This is a genomic window from Paenibacillus sp. FSL K6-1318 (assembly GCF_037976905.1).
Classification (GTDB): domain Bacteria; phylum Bacillota; class Bacilli; order Paenibacillales; family Paenibacillaceae; genus Paenibacillus; species Paenibacillus amylolyticus_A.
In genome coordinates this window covers 3,240,631-3,264,133 of the sequence record NZ_CP150270.1, presented here as the reverse complement: position 1 = coordinate 3,264,133, position 23,503 = coordinate 3,240,631, and the positions used below count along the sequence as shown (strand labels likewise).

General features: G+C 44.2%; 19 protein-coding genes. 5 read left to right on the top strand and 14 right to left on the bottom strand.

What is annotated here, in order from left to right; genetic code table 11:
- Positions 1–86: 86 nt before the first annotated feature.
- The 5 genes from NYE45_RS14455 to NYE45_RS14435 form a co-directional block, all read right to left on the bottom strand.
- Entirely contained in the window at positions 87–1,712 is a 1,626-nt protein-coding gene (locus NYE45_RS14455) for a response regulator (protein WP_340017188.1), read from the bottom strand.
- Positions 1,697–3,454 carry a histidine kinase gene (locus tag NYE45_RS14450; RefSeq protein WP_340017187.1) on the bottom strand — a complete coding sequence of 586 codons (1,758 nt, stop codon included), beginning with the start codon at positions 3,452–3,454 and terminating at the stop codon, positions 1,697–1,699. Before NYE45_RS14450 ends, NYE45_RS14455 begins: the two co-directional genes overlap by 16 nt.
- A gap of 63 nt (positions 3,455–3,517) precedes the next feature.
- On the bottom strand, positions 3,518–5,197 hold the full coding sequence (locus NYE45_RS14445; RefSeq protein WP_340017186.1) for an extracellular solute-binding protein: 1,680 nt from the start codon (positions 5,195–5,197) through the stop codon (positions 3,518–3,520).
- A gap of 146 nt (positions 5,198–5,343) precedes the next feature.
- A complete protein-coding gene (locus NYE45_RS14440; protein ID WP_340017185.1) occupies positions 5,344–6,885 on the bottom strand; it encodes a glycoside hydrolase 43 family protein in 1,542 nt (513 codons plus the stop codon).
- A gap of 7 nt (positions 6,886–6,892) precedes the next feature.
- A complete protein-coding gene (locus NYE45_RS14435; protein ID WP_340017184.1) occupies positions 6,893–8,422 on the bottom strand; it encodes a glycoside hydrolase family 43 protein in 1,530 nt (509 codons plus the stop codon).
- Between the two features lie 163 nt (positions 8,423–8,585).
- Between NYE45_RS14435 and NYE45_RS14430 the strand changes: the two genes are divergently transcribed.
- Positions 8,586–9,458: an AraC family transcriptional regulator gene (locus NYE45_RS14430; RefSeq protein ID WP_340017182.1), complete on the top strand. Its 873-nt coding sequence runs from the start codon at positions 8,586–8,588 to the stop codon at positions 9,456–9,458.
- A gap of 112 nt (positions 9,459–9,570) precedes the next feature.
- On the opposite strand, the gene NYE45_RS14425 is transcribed toward NYE45_RS14430, so the two are convergent.
- The 4 genes from NYE45_RS14425 to NYE45_RS14410 form a co-directional block, all read right to left on the bottom strand.
- The gene (locus NYE45_RS14425; RefSeq protein ID WP_340017181.1) at positions 9,571–11,265 is read right to left on the bottom strand and encodes an ABC transporter substrate-binding protein; all 1,695 of its coding nucleotides are present in this window, start codon (positions 11,263–11,265) and stop codon (positions 9,571–9,573) included.
- A gap of 276 nt (positions 11,266–11,541) precedes the next feature.
- On the bottom strand, positions 11,542–11,817 hold the full coding sequence (locus tag NYE45_RS14420) for a barstar family protein (RefSeq protein WP_062834405.1): 276 nt from the start codon (positions 11,815–11,817) through the stop codon (positions 11,542–11,544).
- A gap of 14 nt (positions 11,818–11,831) precedes the next feature.
- Entirely contained in the window at positions 11,832–12,266 is a 435-nt protein-coding gene (locus NYE45_RS14415) for a ribonuclease domain-containing protein (RefSeq protein ID WP_340017180.1), read from the bottom strand.
- A 185-nt stretch (positions 12,267–12,451) separates the two neighbouring features.
- Positions 12,452–13,213, bottom strand: coding sequence for an alpha/beta hydrolase (locus NYE45_RS14410; RefSeq protein WP_340017179.1), 762 nt, complete (start codon positions 13,211–13,213; stop codon positions 12,452–12,454).
- 138 nt (positions 13,214–13,351) lie between these two features.
- Between NYE45_RS14410 and NYE45_RS14405 the strand changes: the two genes are divergently transcribed.
- From NYE45_RS14405 to NYE45_RS14395, 3 genes are all read left to right on the top strand, one after another.
- A complete protein-coding gene (locus NYE45_RS14405) occupies positions 13,352–13,963 on the top strand; it encodes a TetR/AcrR family transcriptional regulator (protein ID WP_340017178.1) in 612 nt (203 codons plus the stop codon).
- A 27-nt stretch (positions 13,964–13,990) separates the two neighbouring features.
- Positions 13,991–14,872: an AraC family transcriptional regulator gene (locus tag NYE45_RS14400; RefSeq protein ID WP_340017177.1), complete on the top strand. Its 882-nt coding sequence runs from the start codon at positions 13,991–13,993 to the stop codon at positions 14,870–14,872.
- 108 nt (positions 14,873–14,980) lie between these two features.
- Positions 14,981–16,261, top strand: a complete 1,281-nt coding sequence (locus NYE45_RS14395) for a glycoside hydrolase family 27 protein (RefSeq protein WP_340017176.1) — start codon at positions 14,981–14,983, stop codon at positions 16,259–16,261.
- 90 nt (positions 16,262–16,351) lie between these two features.
- Here the strand turns inward: NYE45_RS14395 and NYE45_RS14390 are convergent, their stop codons facing one another.
- Both NYE45_RS14390 and NYE45_RS14385 read right to left on the bottom strand, forming a co-directional pair.
- Positions 16,352–16,714, bottom strand: a complete 363-nt coding sequence (locus NYE45_RS14390; protein WP_340017175.1) for a hypothetical protein — start codon at positions 16,712–16,714, stop codon at positions 16,352–16,354.
- Positions 16,715–16,935: 221 nt separating this feature from the next.
- A complete protein-coding gene (locus NYE45_RS14385) occupies positions 16,936–17,754 on the bottom strand; it encodes an NAD(P)H-binding protein (protein ID WP_340017174.1) in 819 nt (272 codons plus the stop codon).
- Positions 17,755–17,888: 134 nt separating this feature from the next.
- Here NYE45_RS14385 and NYE45_RS14380 point away from each other — a divergent pair, with 134 nt between their 5' ends.
- The gene (locus NYE45_RS14380; protein WP_340017173.1) at positions 17,889–18,707 is read left to right on the top strand and encodes a MerR family transcriptional regulator; all 819 of its coding nucleotides are present in this window, start codon (positions 17,889–17,891) and stop codon (positions 18,705–18,707) included.
- An 88-nt stretch (positions 18,708–18,795) separates the two neighbouring features.
- Here the strand turns inward: NYE45_RS14380 and NYE45_RS14375 are convergent, their stop codons facing one another.
- The 3 genes from NYE45_RS14375 to NYE45_RS14365 form a co-directional block, all read right to left on the bottom strand.
- Entirely contained in the window at positions 18,796–19,524 is a 729-nt protein-coding gene (locus tag NYE45_RS14375; RefSeq protein WP_340017172.1) for an amino acid ABC transporter ATP-binding protein, read from the bottom strand.
- Positions 19,517–20,965 carry an amino acid ABC transporter substrate-binding protein/permease gene (locus tag NYE45_RS14370; protein WP_340017171.1) on the bottom strand — a complete coding sequence of 483 codons (1,449 nt, stop codon included), beginning with the start codon at positions 20,963–20,965 and terminating at the stop codon, positions 19,517–19,519. The genes NYE45_RS14375 and NYE45_RS14370 overlap by 8 nt, the downstream gene beginning before the upstream one ends.
- A gap of 342 nt (positions 20,966–21,307) precedes the next feature.
- Positions 21,308–23,413, bottom strand: coding sequence for a serine hydrolase domain-containing protein (locus NYE45_RS14365; RefSeq protein WP_340017170.1), 2,106 nt, complete (start codon positions 23,411–23,413; stop codon positions 21,308–21,310).
- Positions 23,414–23,503 lie beyond the last annotated feature (90 nt).

The window sequence follows — 23,503 nt, the reverse complement described above, 5'->3', positions numbered from 1 at the left end:
CAAAAAAACCGCAGGATTTATTCTCCCTGCGGTTTTTGCATTGTCTGAATTGACTGTGGCTTATGCCCTTTCGGCATGATTCATATTTAGCGTACCAGAAGAGATTCTCGGTATTCCTGCGGGGTCATTCCCGTTAGTTTCTTGAAAAGTCTAGTAAATGAATGCGCAGCCTCGTACCCCACTTGAAGCGCCACCTCACGCACCATGAGATTCGTATTCTGAAGCAATTCTTTGGCTCTCCGTATTCGGCAGTCATCAATGAACTCCGACACGTTGATTCCCATTTCCTGCTTAAAGAATCGTGACAGATAGGATGGGTTAAAATGATGAAGTTCAGCCAGTCTCACCAGAGAGAGATCTTTCTCAAGGTTCTCCTTCACGTAACTGCACAAGGAATGAATCACGATGTTGGCGCGTTCTTGTTCATTGGATCTCTTGAATCGAACCAGTTCGTCGGCAACAAGGTAGAGATATTGTACAGCATCTTTCATACACGTATACTCCCCCAAATGAAGCAAACTTCGTTGATCCGGTATTTTATCTTGGAGCCCCCATCGATTGATTGTCGAATGCAACAACAATGCCAGATGATAATATGTCTCCATAGCACGTTCCATCGTAATCTCCTGTTGCAGCAGCTCGCCTGCAAGCTCCTCAAAACTATCGTAAAATGGTTGGATCCGCCCCGTTTCCAAATAGCCCGACATAATCTCGATTCGGCTTGAGAGCCGTATCGCTTCTTTGGGTACACCAGCCGAAAGATCATTGCGAAGATCCGTGAGTACCATGGATACACCGTCTCCAATTTTCATCCACTGGAGCAATCTCAGCCGTTCATATTGTTTGGTTAACTCGGACCAGTCGCAGCTTCGCCCACTTAATGAAAAAGCAATGGATACGCCAAGGGATACCATGCAAGCTTCCTGAACCAGTTCCAATGTACCCTCCAGAAATCGCACAAGTTTATCATTCGCCATCTCTTGCTCCTGCTTCGGCTGAAGCAGCCAGATCGTATCCCCATGATGGTCCGTTACACTAACGTACACTGTACGCTCATGCATTAGCGAAGAGCCGATAATGCGCACAGATTCCTGGAGTTGTGTGAGCTCCGATCCTGTTTCTGGTGAGGTGTTAAACCGACCCAGTATGAGATACACTGGCGAATCCACCTGCAAGGGAATATCTCGTTTCGTGAATTCATCTTGCATTACAAGCGGAGAAGATATGATTGTAGTACAATCCTGAAGTAGCTTCCGCAAATATTCCTCTTGCTGAATCACTGCAAGCTGGGAGTTGACTTCACGAGATCGTTCCAATAATTCAAGCATACTGTGACTCTGCCGGATCTCTTCCATCACATGTTCGACGACAGACATCACCTTGTCATAGCCTTCTGTTTTGAGCAAATAACGCACATTGGACATCTGAAAAGCTCGATAGGCATAATCAAAATCGCTATGTCCTGTCAGGAAAATGACGCGACAGTTCGGCCAGCTAGCTTGAATCTGCTCGGTCAGTTCCAGGCCACTCATCCCCGGCATGCGGATGTCCGTTAGCACGATATCGATTCTTGATCTACGCATCCAGGACAAAGCTTCAGCCGCGGAATAGGCCTTGCATACGTCAAGCCGGTCAGGCATATGTCTGGCAAACGTTTCATAGAGACTGTCCGTAATGATCTCCTCGTCATCTACAATCAAAAGTCGATACATTCGTTTTCTCCCTCTTCCCACTGGATTCGAATTGTGACTTTTAATCCCTGAAGTTCACTTCTGGATAGGAAAAGGCCACTCCCTTCTCCATACGTCAGAACCAGACGTCGGTGTATATTCATTAAGCCAGTCATTTCTTCCGTACCTCCGTCCTTATGCATACGTTGTTGAAGGGCATGGATGTGTCCCTCCTCAAGCTCATTGCCGTTGTCTTCCACCGTGATCTCAGCATGTGAACCTTCAAGATTAAACCGGATGAGTAGAAGACCGGAATCCGTATTCTTTTCCAGGCTGTGTTCATAGGCGTTCTCAATAATGGGTTGAATGATGAGCCTGGGAACGTGAATATGTTCCATATTAGCAGGTAGTGTCCCGAAATCGACCTTGATTCGTCTGGAAAAACGCAACTGTTGGATATCCGTATAGATTCGTGAATGCTCCACTTCCTCTTTCAACTGGACATGATCTGTTTCATTCCGGGTAATGAACCTGAAATATTCACCAAGCATGTTCGTGAATTGCTCAATACGTTCTGTTTCGCCTGTTCTTGCAAGCGAATTTAGAATAAAGAAGCTATTGTACAGAAAATGAGGATTGATTTGGGATTGGAGTTGTTTCAACTCGGCCCGTTGCATCATCAGTGTTTTCTTAAAATCTCGGTCGATCAGGGATTGAAGATTTTCAATCATCTGATTGAAGCGAGTATAAAGGAAGCCAAACTCGTCCTTTCGATTGTGAGCGATGGGAACATCAAGCACGCCTCCCTCCATTTTTTTGAATCTTTTCACCAATAATAACAATGGAATGTGGATCAGCTTGTAGCTTGAATAGAGATAAGCCGTGATCGCAACAAATGATGTAATGGCAAATAACCAAGCCCAATGATAGAACTTGCTAAGTGGTCTGGTTACAATTTCTTCAGGCAAATATGTAGCTACAGACAGGCCCAGGGAGTCCATATGCAACTGACTCACATGATACATGGTGTCCCCCACTTTCATCCGAAAACCATCAAGTGTACCTTTTACATTGTGCTCACGGTAATTCGCCAGAATAACACTACTTTCTTGCTTATCTGTGATGGCATGTCCCGTTTTGTCCTCCATCAGAAAAGTTGAACTCTCTGGGTACAAATTAAGCCGCGTGAGTTCATTTTGAAAATGCTCAGTATCCAGCTCTACTTGAATGACAAAAAGCGGCGCTTCCTCTCTCTTGCCTGTCAACCGGACTGCACTCAAGTTCAGGGTGTCCTCTTTCACAGTGAATCGTGTACCTTTTCCTTCTATGCCTGAACTGAAGTACAGATATGAACTTTTATCGAAATCGTCGATGCCTTGTGTCGCGGATATACTTTTGTCGACTGTAGGGATATGTACATGAACGTTCTTGATGTAAGCTGTGCTGTTTTTGAACGTAGCGAGCCGTTCCGATAAATAATTCAACGTATCACGCCGCTCAACCTGATCCATCATGTCCCAGAGAATAGCCAAACGATTCAGTTTTCGATCCTCGACGATATCAAACTGCTGTAGCTCCATCCATTCCAGTTCCCTGTTCAATTCCACGACATATTGGTTCAATCGTCTCTCCGTTGACAAGGATATTTCCTGGCTTGCATTGTCATAACTCCAATGATACAGATACACGCCAAGAAGAATAAGGGGAAGCACGAATACCAGATAGGTGATGATTAATCGCGCAAATATACTGTTAAACCATGATTTAGCCGGGATCTTGATCAATGCATCCACCTCCAATGCCAAAAGCTGGATTAGTTCCTTATATGAGTAAAGTGAGTGAGAACGTTAGCGCTCCTTTGGCTTGTTGGTTGTGTACCACGCGTTAACTTCAGATGTAATCTGATCTCCGCCCAGCTTGCGCCAGTTCTCCACAAATCGATCAAACTCATCTATTGGCTTACCGAGAATAATGTTCATATATGCTTCAAGCTGAAGATCCCGAAGAATAATCTGTCGATCAACCATCGTGTCCGTAATACCGCCCGTGAACTGATCATAGAGAAGTTGGCCATTTTTCTCGTAAGAATCTGCAATGCTAAAGGCACCCGAAGGTCCATAGGTTTGTTTCCAACCCCAGCCGCTATCCATACCTTCTGATTCATAGGCCGCAATTCGTTTGTGAATGGCGAGAGCTTCATTCTGGAGAATAGAGAAGTCTCCTGTGCTTCTGGCATCACGGATTTGTTTGTAGGCATCTATATTTTTATTGCCGGGAAAAGGCGTAACCGGTGAGAGCATCCACACGGCTCGGGAATCATCATTGTAATAGGTTTCGTACTCTGCCTCATCCCCCCAGTTCGTTTCGAGATGCAAATTCATGAGCTTAACGACAACTTCGGGGTTAGAGAACCCTTTTTTCACAGCAAAGTATTGCCCTGTGTTAGAACGGAGAGGTACCTTCAGGTCTCTGCCTGACTTCGCAGCAATGGGATATGCCAGCCATTCTAAATCTGTATCTGTAGCCCGTGTAGTCTGAAGCATAAAGGATGTCCACTGTTCGCCGTAGAGCATCCCTATTCTCCCATTCTGAACCATACGAAACGCCTTGCTGCCACTTTTGTAACCAAAATCTGGATCAAATTGGCCTTCGAGATACATCGTTTGCAATACTTGCAGCGCCTCGCGAACTTCAGGCTGTATGCCTCCATAAGTGAGGTGTCCTTCTGCATCTTTGACCCATATATTAGGGAAAGCACCATATCCGGACATGAATCCTGCAGCTCCCATAACGGGATCCCATAAGTGATTCGTTAGCGCCAGTCCGTACGTATCCTGCTCTCCGTTCCCGTCGGGATCTCTCTCTGTAAACGCTTTCGATATTTGAAGCACATCTTCCAGCGTTTCAGGCGGCCGTAGCCCTAAATGCTCCAACCAATCGGTTCTAATCCACAGGTACTGCGCAGTCTCAATCGAGGAAGATGATTCGGGAATCGCCATAAGTTTGCCATCAATGGTTGCCGCGTCGAATGCTCCTCTTCCCTCCGCCTCCAAAATACTCTTTGTTAGTGGGGAAGCATACTCTTGGTACACATCGGTTAAGTCTTCGATCATTCCAGCATTGCTTAGTTGTCTAAGTTGATATGGATTCACTTTGACCACATCCGGGAAACGTCCTGCAGCGAGGGATACACCCAGCTTCTGACTGTACACATCCCCGTTCGCAATCCAGTCATAATGAATTTGAATACCTAATTCTTTCTCGTACAAACGAGTCCAACGATTATCCAGCATCGTCTCACCAGGCAACTGGTTAATCATTCGCTCAAGGTCATCTCCAGTTTCCCTGACAAAAGAGACCTCTATGGGAGGAGAATACCTCTCAATCGTAGAGGGAAGTTGAATCTGCTGCCCATCTGGCTGCGGATGATGTTGTTTGGAGTTCCCTTCGGTATGACCTGCTGGAATGGACACAGCAAGAAACAGAATGAAGGTCCATCTTGTTATGTCCAGACATCTCTTATACATGATGACATGCCCCCAGTTCGGTTTGAACAACTCTCTTCTCTCTGTCGATTTGAATCCATATCATTGTACAACAACTTATACCCATTGAATACGAAAAGCCGCTGTTCGGCGGCTTTTACAAATTCTCACTGTTCTCATCATTGTGCTCAATCAGGATGAATCACGCAATATTCGAAGCTCGAAAAGTCAGCTGTTCCTCCAACCTTTTCGGTTGAATATGCAAACAACCCTATCCGGCAACCCATAAAATGATCCAGTTTATATATCATTTTATGGGCAATCCCTATCTCTCTCCATTCAGTCCCATCGAAGTAGGCAAAAGAGCACTCATCCAGATTGTTTTCAAAATTTCCGTATGCTTTCAGTTTAACTACGGGGTCTGATACCGGAATACGTGCATGTTCAGTAGCTGGCTCCTGATCGATCAGATTACCAAATATCGTTGAATCCACACTATCTCTAGCATGCATGACCAAGTAAAACTTACCTGCCTGTCTCGTAAGAGCGATCATACCGTATGAACCGATCAGGAAACACAGTCCCGCAAAATCTCCATCATTCAGATGACTACCATCGAGCGTGACCGTTGCTTCGCAAACGGGCCCCATGGAACGCTGGGTTAGTGTGTTTACGGCAAACGTCAGATTTGGGCTGATCTGTCCAGTACGAACACGATAAACTCCCGGTTTCTCCGTAAGGGACCAGAGTTCGTCATGAGGTGTATGATTCCATTGCCAAAAATCGCGGAGGCGTACACTTCCATCTTCTTCGGCTTCATAATTGAAAAGGTCGCTACCTACCAAAGGGTTATAACCGTGCTCAGGTCTGGTGCTTGGGATATCAATCTGTTTCGGAGCTTTGCTTGCAAATACCGGAATATATTGATCAAAATGTAGCGGAACCAAAACAGGAATGCGGCCAACAGCCCCATGATCCTGAAAAAGCATTGCATACCAGTCCCCATCCGGCGTATCCACGATGCCGCCTTGAGCAATACCCGAATTGAAATAACCCATATCATCATTGAATACTTCACCACCCGTGAAGATACCTTCAAGAGAGTCAGCCATGTAAAATGCCTGTGTTCTGCGTCCGGAAGCTTTCGTGATATGAATCAGAAACACCATATACTTACCATTGATCTTGTAGAAATGTGCTCCTTCATAACCAAGGTGGTAAGGCTGCTCGTCTTTTACGATCAATCGATGCAATCCATCAGGTTTGGGCCCGGAAAGATCAGCGCTTAATTCGGTCAGATAGATCTCGGTATTACCGTACACGAGATATATCCGTTCATCATCGTCGAAAAATAAGGAGCAATCATGGTAGAAACCTTCTACGATCTGCTTCTTCCATACTCCCGAGATGGAGGTGGATGTGTATAAGTATGTTTTACGGGTATCATTCGCGACAAAGATCACATAGAACTTGCCTTGATGATAACGAAGGGATGCGGCCCACATGCCTTTGCTGTATATGTGCTGACCATTCTCCAGCCGCTGGGCTGGTGTGTCGTCAAGCCTATCATATACATAGGTGGCTACTTCCCAATGAATGAGATCATATGAACGCAGAATGACACATCCCGGCATCATGTGCATAGTTGTACTGACCATATAATATGTGTCATCTACACGAATGACGTCAAGATCCGGGTAATCGGCCCAAATAATTGGATTCGGATACATGCTTCAATTACACCTCATTTTGTCTGTTAAACTTCCATTCTCTTAATAGGATCGTTGAGCTGTCTGTTGAACCTTTAAACATAATATACAAGTCATGCTCACCTTGCGCACCCGTAACTTCAGTTGTTAGCTCCACCCAGTGAAGGGATCCGGTCGCGGAAGGAATAATCATTTCTCCAATTAACGGTCCGTCTGCACGATCAAGCCGGAGCTCCAACGCACCTTCGGTTGCTTGATTCGAAATAAGGGCTTTGTAGATTGAAGGTCCCTCAATACCAAAGTCGACATTCGATATAGCGATCCAACTGTCACTTTGCAACTTAGCAGAAATCACATTCGAATCTGATGCTGACATCTCAGCAGACATCTCATCGGAGTCAAGACATTGCTCTGTTGATACGCCGCTACTCCATCCAATCGTCGAACCAGTTACCTGTTGATAGGGATCGAACCACTTGATCTGATCTACGCCCTGATAATCTGCTTGAACCTTCTTGATCCGACCAGAGGTTTCGTCATGTTCCACTCGATTGAGATGCGTTGAGCGGTAACCTTCCGGTATATTCATGGCTTGGCACAACGTCTGGGCATGGTAGGCAATATACCACTGATCCGCCAGTTCGAATATAGCATGATGGTTGTTGCCGCCAACATCAAAAAAGTGGCCCGGATTCTGGAGCAGCGTGCCCTGATATGTCCATGGACCCATTGGTTGAACGCTAGTCATATAGGCAATCTCACCGGGTGGCGGGCTACCCTCTGGCCGATCTGCCTTGTCAAAATTGGAACAATACGTATAGTAGTAATTATTATTATATTTATGTATCCCTGAGCTTTCAAACATATAAGGCGCCTGAATAACCTTAGCTGTGCCAACAACGCTGATCATATCATCTCCCAATCGCATCACTCTTGCCGTGTCCGGTCTCTCGGCCTTCCCCTCTGGAATACCACCACCGAAGTATATATAGGCTTGATGATCGTCATCTACGAACACAGCAGGATCGAATAACCAGGTCACTTCTTCTACTCCCGGAGTCTCTCTTGTAATGAGTGCTTTTCCTATAGGGTCTACCCATGGACCTGCAGGTGTCGGTGCGGACAATACACCGATTCCACTGGCATTATTTGCGAAATACAAAAAGAAGCAGTCTTTGCCTTCAATAATTCGATGAGCAGCGGCCGGGGCCCAGGATTGCGAAGCCCATGTCGCTGCACCTTGAGGTCCAGCAACTCTAATTTCGCCATGATCTGTCCAATTGACCAAATCATCTGAAGAGATCACCGTAATCCGATTGATTGAACTATAACTGTTTTTCTGAGGAAGACCGTCCTGATCATATTCCAGCTTATCGCTAGTCATATATAAGTAGACTCGATTGTTAAATACCAAAGCATAGGGATCGGCTCCGAATTTGTGGGCCATCAGAGGGTTACCGTTAGGACGAAGCTTTCCAATCTCCCCGTTTATACTCTCCAGATTGGCAGGCAGGACTTGCTTTTGTTCACCAGCATGTGATGTAGAATTATGATTCATTGAAAGAATTCCCCCTGTAAACGTTATTAGTTCTCACATTACTCCGAAAGCGTTTGCAATACAAAAGGTATCATGATAGGATGATTACATTTTAAGGTAAGCTGAATACAATTTCATTGCGTAAACCGCTCAATTTATTGCGTGAAATGACGGGAGGTGCTTCATGACTGGATCCTCTGAGTGTTTCTATGACCCTATCCAGCCTGAATTCCTATATCTGCACCGCGTAACTACGTATAAGCTGGATACCATTTACCATCGCCATAATGCTTATGAGATCTATCTGTTTCTTCGTGGCAACGTTCATTTCTATGTAGATAATCGATGCTATCATGTGCAGCCAGGGGATTTACTTGTGATGTCACCTGAGGAGATGCACCGAGCCCTTATTCTGGATGAATCTGAGTATGAACGAATAACCATCAATCTTAAAAAAACATATCTATATCAGTTGTCTACACCATCAACCAATTTATCATCATGTTTTGATCATCGCCCCAAAGGGACAGGCAACATCGTACATTTAGACGATTATAACTTGAAACAGATGCTGCAATGGACGAACGAACTGGAAAAATTACTTGCTTCCGATGCTTATGGCACCGACATCAAAATAAATGCAGCCGTAGCCCAATTATTGCTCATAATTAACGTCTGGTTTCATAACAATTCCTTTGTTCCCCATGACATTATGCCTGAACTGGTTCGTGAAACCATGGATTATATTGAAATACATCTACATCAAGACATTACACTTCGCAAACTTGCCGAAGAGTTCTATATGAACAGCACCTACATTAGCCGCCAATTTAAGAAGCATACCGGATTGACGATCCGGTCCTACATTTTGGGTCGCCGTATTGAACGGGCCAAATACCACCTGTCTGAAGGAATGAGCATTACGGATGCGTGCTTTCAGTCAGGATTCAGTGACTACGCCAATTTTATTCGCAGTTTTACCAAAATGGTCGGCATTTCCCCGGGTAGATATATCAAACGACGGCGTGATGCGATGGAGGCATTACCAAGATCATGACCAGCTTTTTCAATGAAGGCAAGAAAACATCGAGCCATCCTGCATGGCTCGATGTTTTCTTCACAGGATCGGGAATTGAATCTGATCCGTTTATTATGATCATATCTGTTAGTTAATTGATCTCTTTTCCCGTCCACAGTCTAACACGATCTTTAATCCACTCGGTATACTGCTGTTCCATGCCTACTGCACCTGCATTATCAAGTTCAGCAATCATATTGTCATATATGCCTTCAAAAGCACTCGGAGAGGATGTAATCGCTTCGGCGATCCGTTTCTGAATAATATCCTGTGTTTTCTGATACACCACATTATAATCTCCGCTATCGGATGGAATCGGCATATTGTATGCAGCGCCCCACTCTTTTACCGGGAATTCCTCTTCGGAAGGGAACAAGTCCTTCCAGGTAGTGATGCCATAGCCTTTCAACGCTTCTTTTTCCTCATCAGAATAACTTTGCTGAATCTGTTCGGGATAATTGGTTGTATAGTAGTTATCCGTTGAATCTTTAACACCATCTCCGTAATGTGCACCAAAAATGTAGTACAAACCTACGCCGGTTTCTTTTGTAAATGTGTTATTGTCTTTGTTTTTACGTTCCTGTACATCTGCCGGGATGGTGCGAACACCGTCTTCCACGTTATATTGCTCGCCTTCAACGCCCCAGTTTCTCAATACTTGCCCTTCTTCGGAAGACATCCAATCCAAAAATTTGATGGCCCGGACAGGATCTTCACAATCGACCGTTATGCCAATGCCATAGCCGTCAAAACCAATATTTTGGAAGTCTTTGCGCTGAAAACTGTCATCCAGTGTTACCGGATAGAATCCGTAGGTCATGTCGTCTTTCCCTGCACTTTTCAGCGCATTTTCCGCATCACTGAATCCCCAGTTTGGATCAAGCAAAGAAAGCACGCGTCCGCTGGCAATTTTCGACTTATACTGGTCATCTTTTTGAACGAAACTGTCTTTGTCCAGCAACCCTTCATTGTACATCTTGTTCAACCAACGGAAATATTCCTTTTCCTCTGGCCGTTTGTAATGGAGTACGGCCTCGTAAGTGTCAGGATCGATGAAATACTCGCCATCTCCAGGGCCACCCGTAGACATGGCAGCTGGATCGGTAACGGTGATCATTCGCCGCCATCCATCTGCACTAAGCGTCAGTGGAATTGTAGGTTGGCCATCCTCTGTTGTCGGATTCTTCTCGTAAAAGTCACGTAGCACATTTTCGAAATCGTTTAAGGTTTTGATCTCAGGATACCCGAGTTCCTTGACTACACGATGTTGAATAGCCGCACCGTTCGTGGCATCGAAGCTAACTTGATCGATTGCACCGTTCGTTGGAATCCAATAGATTGAAGGATCATCATTGCTGTATTTCAACCGATTGAAGTGCTCACCGTAGATCTTTTTCAAATTGGGGGCATGTTCTTCGATTAGATCTGTCAAATCAAGCATTGCACCAGCATCAACGAGTCTGGTCAAGTTGCCTTTGGGGAAGATCAGGTCGGGATAATCACCGCTGGCAGCCATCAGGGAAATACGGTCGTTGCCGCCTCCGCTCGAGATATCGAATTCTGCATCAATGCTTACACCGGTTTCTTCCGTAATTTTCTTCCCTACCGCATCTTGCATTTTGTTCCAGTTGGGACTTGCATCTGCGCCGAAAAAGCTAAATGTAATTGGGCTGTTAGGGTCACTGGTATTTGATTCGGAATTCTCTGCAGCATTTCCGCAACCGGCGGAAACTAGCACAACACTTGTTACGAGACAAGCTCCTAGCACTTTTGATACGGCTCTCATTATTTCTCTGCCCCCTAGATGATGTTATTCGTGTTAACTAATCCAGACATTACGATGGTTCACTTCGGAATAGTATACGCTTACATATCCAAGCGTTAACAAACGATTAAAATCCTGCCTACCCTATTCCATGCTTAAAGTATAAGGAAGTCTATTAACCCCAACCTTGATTATTAAGCCATGAAAATAGCATGATCTAGACATGAGTCTCAGTCAAACTGTGGAAAATCAAAAAAGCGATGGTTGTCCATCGCCTCATAATCTTAATAATACTTTTCAATAATATAGTTCCAACGTGAATCCTTGGATCTCTGCTTCAACTTCCCGCAACAATTCCATGACTTGGTCAGCGTAATCTCCAAGAATCTCTTTGCTCTTCTCGAACCCGATCCATTGAAAAGTAAGCGGCATGCTTACAGCGCCAGTCAAGACATCCCATAGTGCGTCCAAATTGCCTCCATAGCTCTCATCTAACTCAAGCTGGTTTTGAAGACTTTGATGAAGCTCTTCCTTGCTGTGAAAATCGTTTCCGTTAATCTGAATGATGCTCATAGCAATCCCTCCGTTTATTTTAACTGTTCAAATGACTTATAATGATCTGTCGTCTGGTAGATTAGACCATCATTCGAGTATAGAATTCGATCGCTTCCGCGCCGACCTCCTGAGTAATTTATATCGGCTTCGTACCAGATACGGCCTTTTTTGTTGGGGAGTAATCCTTCCCGGTTCCCGAATACGTCACCGCCGATGCTTTTGCCTGGAGCCACTTCATGCAGGTTCCCTTCACTTGGTTCCCATCCCAGATCCCTGGCCTCTTTCTTGGTAATGTAATTAGGTGGGAGTTCATTGTGCTCAGAGATGTAGTCGGCGACCTCATCAAATCCCATATCCTCCGAAACTTGAGGTGACCCGAGATCAAGCAGTGACTGTGAAGTACAACCCGAGAACAATAATGCGGCGATGATGATCAATAATGTGTAAGTGAATTTTCTGAAAAACATAATCTTTTCTCCTTTTGATGTTCTTGCTCTTGCTGCCCTTCGTTTTGCTGCTACTTCGATGACAATGCTTCTAATGTTAACGATTAGTGGTAATTAAAGCAATTCTTTAAACAAAAAAAAGCCGCTAAAATAGCGACTTCAATTGTACCACGTTAATTATCCATACAATACATTCATTTAATAGTTTAATTTAAAGTATCCATCCAGTTCTCCAGTGCTGCGACAACCTCTTCCAACTGCTTTTCTTCCGTAATAACAGGTTGATTATCTCCTTTTTGCATGCCGTATGAGCCAAATTGACCGTGATTACCACCCTCAATACTTACATATGTCGTATCTTCCGGAAGATTTGCTTTGGAGTTCTCCCAGTCTTCCCAGTTAAGAACTGCGTCGTCCGAGCCTGTAATCTGTAAAATAGACAAGTCCGTATTCTTCAAGCTACCCCCTTCGTCTGCATAAGAAGCCAAGAAAAAGACGCCTTCCAAATTCTCCTTGTGCTCCGCAGCATACCGTGCTGCGAATGAGCCTCCCAATGAATGGCCGCCAATAACAAACGCTTCGTTAGGATGTTCCTCGATAAAGGAGTCAGCCTTGTTTTGACCGAAAATCGCCAAGTTTATCGGCATGTTCGCGATGTATACACGGTGACCCTGTTCTGCCATTTCTCTGGCGAGTGGAGAATAACTTTCAGGTTTAACTAGACCGCCCGGATAAAAAATAATATTCGGTTCGGTTACCTCTGTACCCAAAGGTTCAAACCGGTAACCGTCCTTAATCTTGGTGACATTAACCTGAGCATCGCTTGTCATCGCCGTTTCAGCTCGTTCAGAAGGACTATACGTAACCGAATTGAGATATACGAAAACTCCGGCCACGATGATAACGATGGACAAGATTGTCCACATGATTATCTTTTTCCATTTGTTTGTACGTTGTGCTGTCTTCAACCCTAAAACCACCTTGTCATGAGGATAATGTGTTGCCTTTGTTAACTCTTTATAAATTATACTTACCGGTAAGTATAATTACAAGTGATTTTGCTTACTATCGTTATTTGTCATAAAATATTCATGGAGGGAAGTCCAATGACAAAAAAATCACCCAAACGTTTGCCTGGAAGACCGAAACATGGCGACGAAGATATCTCAATTCAGCAAACTATTATTCAAACGGCTTCAAAGCTATTCATGGAGTATGGCTACGAAACGGTCACGCTTCAGCAAATTGGCAAAGCATGTAGCGTGTCAAAGCCAACCATTTATTATCATTTCACCAGCAAACCAGAGCTTTTTAAGGTTGCCTTTACAACGATGCTACACAATGTGAGTCAATTAACCTCGCAGATGCTTGATCAGGCCGAGAATTTGGAGTCGGGGCTTGTTCGTCTGGCAGAGGCCAGATTGGGCAATCCACATGCGGAGATTGAAACCATGCTCAGAAAAGCTGAGCCTTTTCTCGACCATGCTCAAATTCAGGATATACGCAACGCGGAGCATCAGATTCACGAAGTGTTAGCCGCCCATTTCCAACGGGCAATGGAGGAAAATAGACTGCGGACGGACGATCCGTTTTTCCTGGCAGAGACCTTCTCGACTTTGATGCTTATGGGTAATCGGGAAGATAACCTGCACAAATATGGTTCAAATTTTTCATTGGCCCAAAAGCTAGTAGATATATTCATTCGCGGAGCGCAGTAAAAATTCAGGGCAACAAGGAGAACTGATATGAATATCCCCAGAGGAACCTATGGGTTTCGATTCACCGAAGACAAGGAGCTCCAGCTGTGTGTACTGTTTGCGGCTGGATGTGATTCAATAACCGATCCTTCTTATCATTGGGATGGACTCGAGCGTTCGGACGGTCCTCTCCTGTTGTTCCAATATACAATTTCGGGTGAAGGTGTATTTGAGTCGAATAATCGTATTCATCATGTTACCGCAGGACAAGCTTTTTTAGCAGAAATTCCAGGACCACATCGCTATTACTACCATCCAGCATCAAAAGAACCTTGGGAGTTTCTGTTCCTGCTGGTCAAGCCCACTCTTATTCTGCCCCATTGGCGAAAATTTCTTCGTGAAGCGGGAGAAGTTCCCTATCTTCCTGCTGATTGTACACCGATCCGACTGTTGCGGATGATCGTGACTGATGCGGCTGCAGGCAGAATTACTGATCCTCTGATCGCATCATCCAGCGTGTATCAATTCATGACAGAACTGACCCGACTACAGAAAACAACATTGCACAACAGGGAAAATTGGTCTGAGAACATTCAAATAGCCGTTGAATACATAGAAAACAATTACTCCAAGATGATCAGTATCGATCACCTTGCCGAGCAGGTTTCTCTTTCCAAATATCACTTTATACGTCGCTTTTCCTCCAGTACAGGCTTGACGCCAGGTGCTTATCTGACCCGTGTACGCACTGAGAAGGCGATGGAACTGCTGCGCGGAACTAGCCTTAGTGTTGAAGTCATCGCCGAACAAGTCGGGTATTCCAGCGGAAGTTATTTTATCAAAGCCTTTCGCAGCATAACCGGGGTTACACCAGGTGAATTTCGTAGTGGCGGAGAAAGCCTTGTGTACCGTAAATTGTTCTTCGACTAACCGCAATATTTTGCTATTCTACACTCAACATTACTGTAGATATTAATAAAATCCTTTATTATGATGAATTTAGCGAGAGCAATAATTAATCCATAAAGGAGCATTACCATGAATCATACGCTTGCAGCATCAACTCCACCACTTGGCTGGAACAGCTGGGATTGTTACGGTGCAGCCGTTACGGAAGACGAAATCCGTGGCAACGCCGAGTACATGGCAGAACATCTTAAAGACTTCGGCTGGAGCTATATTACGGTCGATATTCAATGGTACGAACCTTTGGCCAATTCTTCGCAATATCGTCCGTTCGTTCCACTAATTATGGATGAATATTCGCGGCTTATGCCTGCTGAGAATCGCTTTCCTTCCGCAGCAAATGGACAGGGATTTAAGCCATTAGCCGATTACGTTCATAGTCTTGGACTACAATTCGGCATTCACATCATGCGCGGTATTCCACGTCAGGCTGCACATGCGGCTACTCCGATTCTGGGTACAACCGCCACTGCGCGCGATATTGCTCATCCGAACTCCATCTGTCCCTGGAATACGGATATGTATGGTGTTGATAGCTCAAAAGAAGGCGCACAGGCCTATTATAATTCGCTTTTTGAACTGTATGCACAATGGGGCGTTGACTTGGTTAAAGTAGACGATATTGCTGCTTCAAGGCTCTATGACACCCATCAGCCTGAGATCGAAATGATATCCAAAGCGATTGAGCGCTCTGGTCGGCCTATGGTACTGAGTCTCTCTCCCGGCCCTGCTCCGGTAGAATACTCCGAATTCTTAGCCGAGCATGCCAACATGTGGCGGGTCACGGACGATTTCTGGGACCTTTGGCCGCTGTTATTGGATATGTTCGACCGCTGCCGGACATGGCAGGGCGTTCCCCAAGCAGGCTGCTGGCCAGACTGTGATATGTTGCCTTTGGGTCATATCGGTATCCGTTCTGTAGATGGTGGTGGAGCGGATCGCTGGACTCGGTTCACGCCTGACGAGCAGTTGACGATGATGTCGCTCTGGAGCATCTTCCGTTCCCCTCTCATCTTCGGTGGTGAGTTGCGAGATAACGATGACTGGACATTGTCCCTGTTAACCAATCGTGAGGTTCTGCGAATGCATCGCGAGAGTTACGGAGCCAAAGAAGCCTTACGCAAAGACGATCTTATTGTGTGGACTGCCCAGCATGCGGATGGCTCCTCTTACGTCGCTGTGTTTAACACCGGTGAGAATGCTCTACCTGTGGATCTGTCCATTGAGGAAATCGGCCTCTCGAGCATTACCAAAGGTACCGAATTGTGGAGTGGAGAAGCAGCTGAATTTAGCGAGAATTCCTTAGCTACGACTGTGCCAGCGCATGGTGTGCGGCTGTATCAGTTTTCCTAAACTTACAAAAGAAAAAGAGAGATCTGTCGTTCATTAGACAGACCTCTCTTTGATTTCATGTTCATCGTTAAGATGGATTGCTTAAGCATTTCAGTATGTATCCATGGCTTGAACAGCCAGATGAAATGCTTTAATTCTTCTTTCCAGAAGTGTCTTTTGAGGGCTACCTGCTTTGGACTTGGTATACATGCTCTCAAGGGATGGAAACAACCCAACCAAAACAAGGCGAGCTTCTGTTATCTCTTCCTTAGTGTATGAATGAGGTTCAACTTCATGATTCCAGACATTTTCTAATAACGCTGCACCGATGTGTAGAGCTTTGAGGCGTTTTTGTAACAAGGTCGTGTTATTACTGTTCTGAGTCATATTCACTAAGGCATTTTCCGATTTGCGGATGGTTGATTGAAAGGCTTTGATGGATTCCAGTTGTTCTTCATGTGACACGTTTTCCATGGAGCACTGACCTCTCTTTTTCTCCAAAACTATTCCTCTTGCAATTTGTATACATTTCAGATCCTGAATATATCTTACGCCACTTAGAGAGATTGAACAATTAGAACAACAACGAAAAAGCCTTATGACTGTTATGTCATCGAAGGCTTTTGTCGGGTGTTAAAGTTCAAGTTCATTTTCAAGCTATCGGTGAGTTATGACAGCAACTGCTGAGAACGGGTTTAGATAAAATATGATTTATTTTCGCTAACCCATTGGGCAAACGTTCTAGCTGGTTTTCCGGTTACTTCTTCGATAGTGGGTAGTACCGTATATACCTCTGCTGGCGGATTTTTGACCATTTCTATAATAAAGTACTGAATGAACTCGTCGTCATACCCTTTTTCCTTCCATTCTTGTATCACTTGCTCTTCACTTCGTTCCATTAGCTTGATCGGTCTTTCAATAACTTCAGATATTTGCTGGACCATAGTCCGAATAGACAATGCTTCAGGCCCGGTCAAGTTGTATATTTTGCTGTTATGTTCTGGTTCAGTTAATGCCTTAACAGCAACGCTGGCAATGTCTGCTTCATGAATTCGTGCACTTAAACTATTGGGAAAAGCATGACGTACGACACCTTCTTGTTTAATCGTCTCGTCCCATCCATAAAGAGCATTTTTCATAAATTCAACAGGTTTCAGGATGGTCCATTCCATCCCGCTCTGTTGAATGACTTCTTCGATTGGATTATTGTAAAAATCAATCAATGCCACGATTTTTTTAATATTTGCTTTCTTTGCCATTTGAATGATGGTTTTGTTCAGTTCAAACTTGGTATCCGATTGGTCACTTTGTGTAATCAAAAATACGCTATCCACACCCTGAAGGTGAGGTTCAACAGTTTCAGGTTGGTCTAAATCGCCAAGGGCTGCGAGTGCACCCTCAGGTAAGTTCCCTTCTTTTCTGGATAATGCCTTCACCGCTATTCCCTTTTCCAATAACTGCTCAACAATATGTCCTCCAACACTACCTGTTGCGCCTGTAACTAATACTCTCATTGATAAATCCTCCTGATTCTTTATTTCAATCGACATCACTTTTGGGTTAACTTTGATCGTTCCTCTCGTTTGTTAAACTTAAGGTACTTCGTTACAATAAAGTATGGTGTAACACCATAGTCAAGGAGGGTTTTATGAATCATTCTCTAACTCATCTGTCTTCCGGACAATTTGCTAAATTGATGGGGGTCAGCAAAGATACTCTTTTTCACTATGACCGATTGGGCATTCTTTCTCCGGAGATTAAAGCTGATAATGGATATAGGTACTACTCAATGAATCAGATGGATGTCTTCAAAGTAATTACAATCCTCAAAGAATTAGATATGCCTCTAAAGGAAATAAGAGAGTATCTGGATCGAAGATCCCCAGAGGAACTCATCACTTTACTTGAAAAAGAAGAACAATTGCTGAATGTAAAGATTGAAAAACTGAATAAAATGAAAAAGGTAATCTCAGAGAAAAAACAAATCACTGCTTCTGCGCTGAGAATCAATCATGCCTACATCGGTTTAGAAGAAATATCGGAGCAATCCTTGGTTATCACCGAGGCCGATCCATACACTAATGACGAAAGCTTCTATGAATCGATGCTTAAGCATGATAAGTACTTAGTTAGCCATAATCTGAATGCATCTTATACCGTAGGCTGGATGCGAGATACCAAAGCAGTTTTAGCCAATGAAGCGTTCAATTATGATTATCTGTATACCCGAATTAGTAAGGATTCGACGCATGCCAATTTCATAAAAGAGAACGGTACTTATTTGATTGCCTATCATACAGATGGGTATTCCAGTGTGGAGAAAACCTATGATCGAATGCTAAAATACTGTGAACATGAGGGTTTAAAACTAATTGGATTTTTTTATGAGGATGTTTTGTTAGATGATCTTTCCGTCAGAGGTTATGAGCAATATACGATCAAGATTTCGGTTCGCATTTCAAAGTAAGAAGTGATGCCGTTAAATAATACAACAAAAAAAGCCGCTTAAATAGCGACTTTCAATGTATTACCTGTATAGATTGTTTGATTAAGTGCTAGAGTACCTTTTCCAAAAAGCTGATCGTCCGCTCATTCTTTGGATTTCCAAATATCTCTGTGGGAGTTCCCTGCTCGACAATGTAACCACCATCCATGAAGATCACGCGATCAGCTACTTCGCGGGCAAAACCCATTTCATGAGTAACGATTATCATCGTCATACCTTCGCTCGCGAGGTCTTTCATTACACCAAGTACTTCTCCTACCATCTCAGGGTCAAGCGCCGAGGTCGGTTCATCAAATAACATGACGTCCGGATTCATGGCGAGCGCACGAGCGATCGCAACCCGTTGTTTTTGCCCACCGGAGAGTTGACTGGGGAAACTATCCGCTTTATCAGACAATCCGACACGGTCGAGTAGGCTGAGGCCTGTTTTTCGAGCCTCTTCTGCGTTTAAAACTCCTAGTTCTCTTGGCGCAAACATAATATTTTTCAAAACACTAAAATGAGGGAATAAGTTAAAATGTTGAAACACCATTCCAATATTTTCACGCGCTTTGTTAATGTTGGTTTTAGGATCATTGAGATCCTGATTATCTACAATAACCCTGCCTGCCGTAATCTCTTCCAATTGGTTGATGCAACGCAAGAAAGTGCTTTTCCCTGAACCGGAAGGCCCAATGACACAGACGACCTCTCCTTCGTTAACGCCCACATCAATGCCCTTCAGGACCTGATTCGTGCCGAAACTCTTCTTCAAACCTTCAACTTTTATTTTAGCCACGACGAACCTTCACCTCCAGATAATCAGCAATTTTGGTCAATGTGATGATAACAATCAGGTACATAACAGCAACCGTTAACCAAATGTCAAAAGAGGAGAACGTTCTTGCAATTACAATTTTACCCGATTGTGTCAACTCTACGAGACCAATAACGGATAAGATTGACGTATCCTTCAACGTGATTACCATCTGGTTAATAAAGGACGGAATCATAACCCGCACTGCCTGCGGAATGACAATTTTTATCATCGCTTTGCGATAAGGAAGTCCCAATGAACGGGCAGCTTCCATCTGACCGCGATCAATCGATTGAATCCCGCCTCGGATAATCTCGGTTACGTACGCCCCTGCATTCAGACTAAGTGTCAGAATAGCCGCCAGGAACAATGGCATCGTGAAGCCCATCGCCTGTGGAATCCCGAAATAGATAAAGAATGCCAGGACAATCAGCGGAATACCACGGAAGATATCTACAAATACGGTAGCAACACCACGAAGGAATCTATTCTGTCCTACCTTCATAAATCCGAAAATCAGACCGATGATAAACGCGAAGAACAGGGACACAATCGTGTATAAAAGTGTGTTTCCCAGACCTTTAAACAGGGCAGGAAGAGATTTCTGAATTAGCTCCCAGCGACCTTGATTGGCAACAGTCGGAGCGTTGTCACCAAGATATGTCTCGGTAATGCGCTTATATTCACCATTAGCTTTGATATTGGCAAGACCTGTATTAAACATCTCCAGAAGCTCCTGGTTTTTCCCCTTGCTTACTGCAAAACCGTAAGGAGCGCCGTCTTCTTTGTCGGTAACAATTTTCAAACCGTTTTTCTGATTTACACCATAAGCCAGTACGGGATAATCTTCAAAGCAGGCTATGGAATTCCCCGTCTTTACATCGTCATACATTTGGGAAGAATCATCGAATGGGACAATTGTAAATCCATACTCTGAAGCGATAGACTCAGCAAAACTGTATCCTTCTGTACCTGTTTTTACAGCAACTTTCTGACCGCGTAGATCTTCATAACTTTTAACGGTGTCATTGTTTGCGCTGACACCCATCACGACGCCCGATTCAAAATAGGTATCAGAAAAATCAAATTTTGCTTTTCTTTCATCGGTAATACTCATCCCTGCGATCACACCATCGACCTGATTCGTCTCAAGTGCCTGAACAGCTGCATTGAATCCCAGAGCTTTAATTTGATATTTGAAATTTTGATCTTTGGCGATGGCATCCAGCAAATCCATATCGATACCAACATAATCACCATTCTCATCTTGATATTCAAATGGAGCAAAGGTGATATCGGTCCCGATCACATAAGTCTTACCGGAATTGGATGTTGCCGCGGCTTCTCCCGCCCATCCTGATAAACCGCTCACCAGGAGCAGCATCAGTGAAAGTATAAAAAATGAGATCTTCGTTGTTTTCATATGTCCTCCCCGTCTCGGTGTTGTCCGAATATTCATTATTTTCTTTTCATAAGTATTTCTGTAGTCCTTATGTCGAACTTTTGCACATCAGATTGTTATTATTTACTGTATATTAACAATCAATGCTTTGCCTTTCCACTTGCAACATTTTCCTCCGTCATTTTTTTTCCAACCAGTAAATGTCCTCTTATACTTACCCTTCAAGTAAGCTTTGCGAAACCCAATATTACATCGTGAATCTGAAAAAGATTCATTTACTTTAAACCGAAGTATTTAAAATTTAAAGCTCAAAAAAAGCCGCGTTATCCGCGACTTTTTGTTGTACAGTTTTTTTATCATCTATTAATTTGCCCTGGTTGTCAATACAATATCGAACTTCGAACCAGCTTCACCCGCGAACACAATGGTTCCGTTCTCAGGCAATACAATTTCGTTTTGTCCACTGACCACTGTATGATTAATGCCTACGCCCGCTTGGTTGTATACAGCAAATGCGCTGTTTGCAGACATCTTGACCGTCATTTCTTTACCTGCTGCTGAGGCTGGAATCGAGTACCATGTGGCATGACCATTCGCCTGAATCGTTGTCTTCGATTGTTTTCCCGCATAGATCGGTTTGATGATGTCTTGAGCAGCATAGACGTTACCTCCAGCTGTAACGTATTCCACGCCGTTTTCCTCATAGAAATTGAATTCCATCGTGTCACGACCTGCCAATCCAGGAATTTGCAATTGGTTCACGGCTTGGTTAGCTCCAATGATTTTATTCGTGTAGACATAACCGGGCAGCTCATTAAACGTATGAATGGGTATCATCGGCATGGCTGTGTTGTACAGTGTTGATGTGTATTTTTCATTGACTAACACATACGCTTTGCCTTCCCGCTCCTTCCATGCGGCCTTTACTTCTTCTGACAATTCATTGGTTTCAAGCTTTTCTGCCTTATATTCAGAGGAAGCAACTTGCCCAAGCCCAGGCACAGACTGATACGAGCGAGACCACAAGTATGTGTTCCCGTTGACTTCCTGAACGAATTTTAGCTTTTCTGTACCTGGATCATTAACAAATGAGCCATCAGCGGTGTACGTATAGGTCTGAGCAGGACTGTTAGGAGACGACAGATTAGATAACGTTAATTGCCCATCATCTTTTACGTTTAGCTTCATTAACATGTTGGCCCCACCAGCGTACATGCCTGTGTGCTGTGAAAGTTCTGTTGGCATGGTGGCTTTCACAGGTGCATCATATGACTTCTCCGGCTTGCGTTCCGGAATGATATTTTTCTCCTCAAGTGCTCCCAGCAAAAGTTCAGTTGCCAGCAATTGATCCGTTGAGCTGTGACCACCCGAAGAGGTTACGGCAGCAGCCATATTGTATTCCGGAAGCACAATCAATGAGGAATGATAGGTTATCGTATTGCCGCCTTTGCTTACTGCCTGGATGCCGTAATCATTAAAAGGAAACAGGTTCACGCTGTCCCAGCCCAAGCCGTAGCCAACGGATGAATCCCCTTCTTCCGGCCACATGCCTCTCTTGTATTCTTCTTGCTCCATGGCCTCTACGGATTCCTCTGAAAGAACACCTTCAACCTCACCTGTAAAGATTTTTGAGAATTGAACGAGGTCTTCAGCAGTCGAATATAGGCCTCCGGAAGCAATCATGTTTGTGGTCTCTAATGGAAGCTGTCCCTCATGCGCAGGGGAATATGTTGCTGCCATTTGGGTAGTATCCACTACATCCTGCGGTGTTTTGGTATGCTCCATACCCAGGGGTTCGGTTATGTACCGATGCATGAAACTGGTAAAACTCATTCCGCTGACCCGCTCAACCAGAATCTCAGCTAATGTGAAACCATCATTACTATACACGGAGTATGCGCCAGGATCGGCCTTCAGATGTTGCGTCGCTAATTGATCCAATAACATATCATGTGCGTGGGTATCATTATCTCCAAACAGTATTGCACTGTTACTTGACGTTCCGAGAAGTCCGGATGAATGATTCAGTAGCATGCGTGGTGTAATCTGTTGGTAACGCTTGTCTTTCATTTTAAAGTCCGGAATATACTTCACGACAGGCTCATCAAGATCAATCTTGCCTTGGTCTACTAGCTTCATTATGGCGGTGGCGAGCACCATTTTACTGGTTGAACCAATGCCATACATGGTATCAGAGGAAAGCGGGATGTTGTTTTTCAGGTCATTTTTGCCTTCCTGACCGGAGATCACAATCTGGCCCTCATCCATCAGTGCGTACTGCACACTTGTCGTAGCGTATGATTCAGTAAGTACCTTGGCCTTCGCGCCTACTGCTTTTTTAGTTAGATCATACGTAGGGCTACTACCGTTACTGGTAGCGGGTGTGGCCATGGCCGACATTGGGGACATCATCGCGATCACCAAGGTAATGGCGGCGATTGAAGTTCGTTTCTTTCGTGTCAATCTCATCTTCTCCTGTCTAGTCTATGGATTTAGGAATCTCTGTGGTCCTACTCCAGTAGTGTAACCGAAGAAGATGAACTATCTGTGGCTTGAATA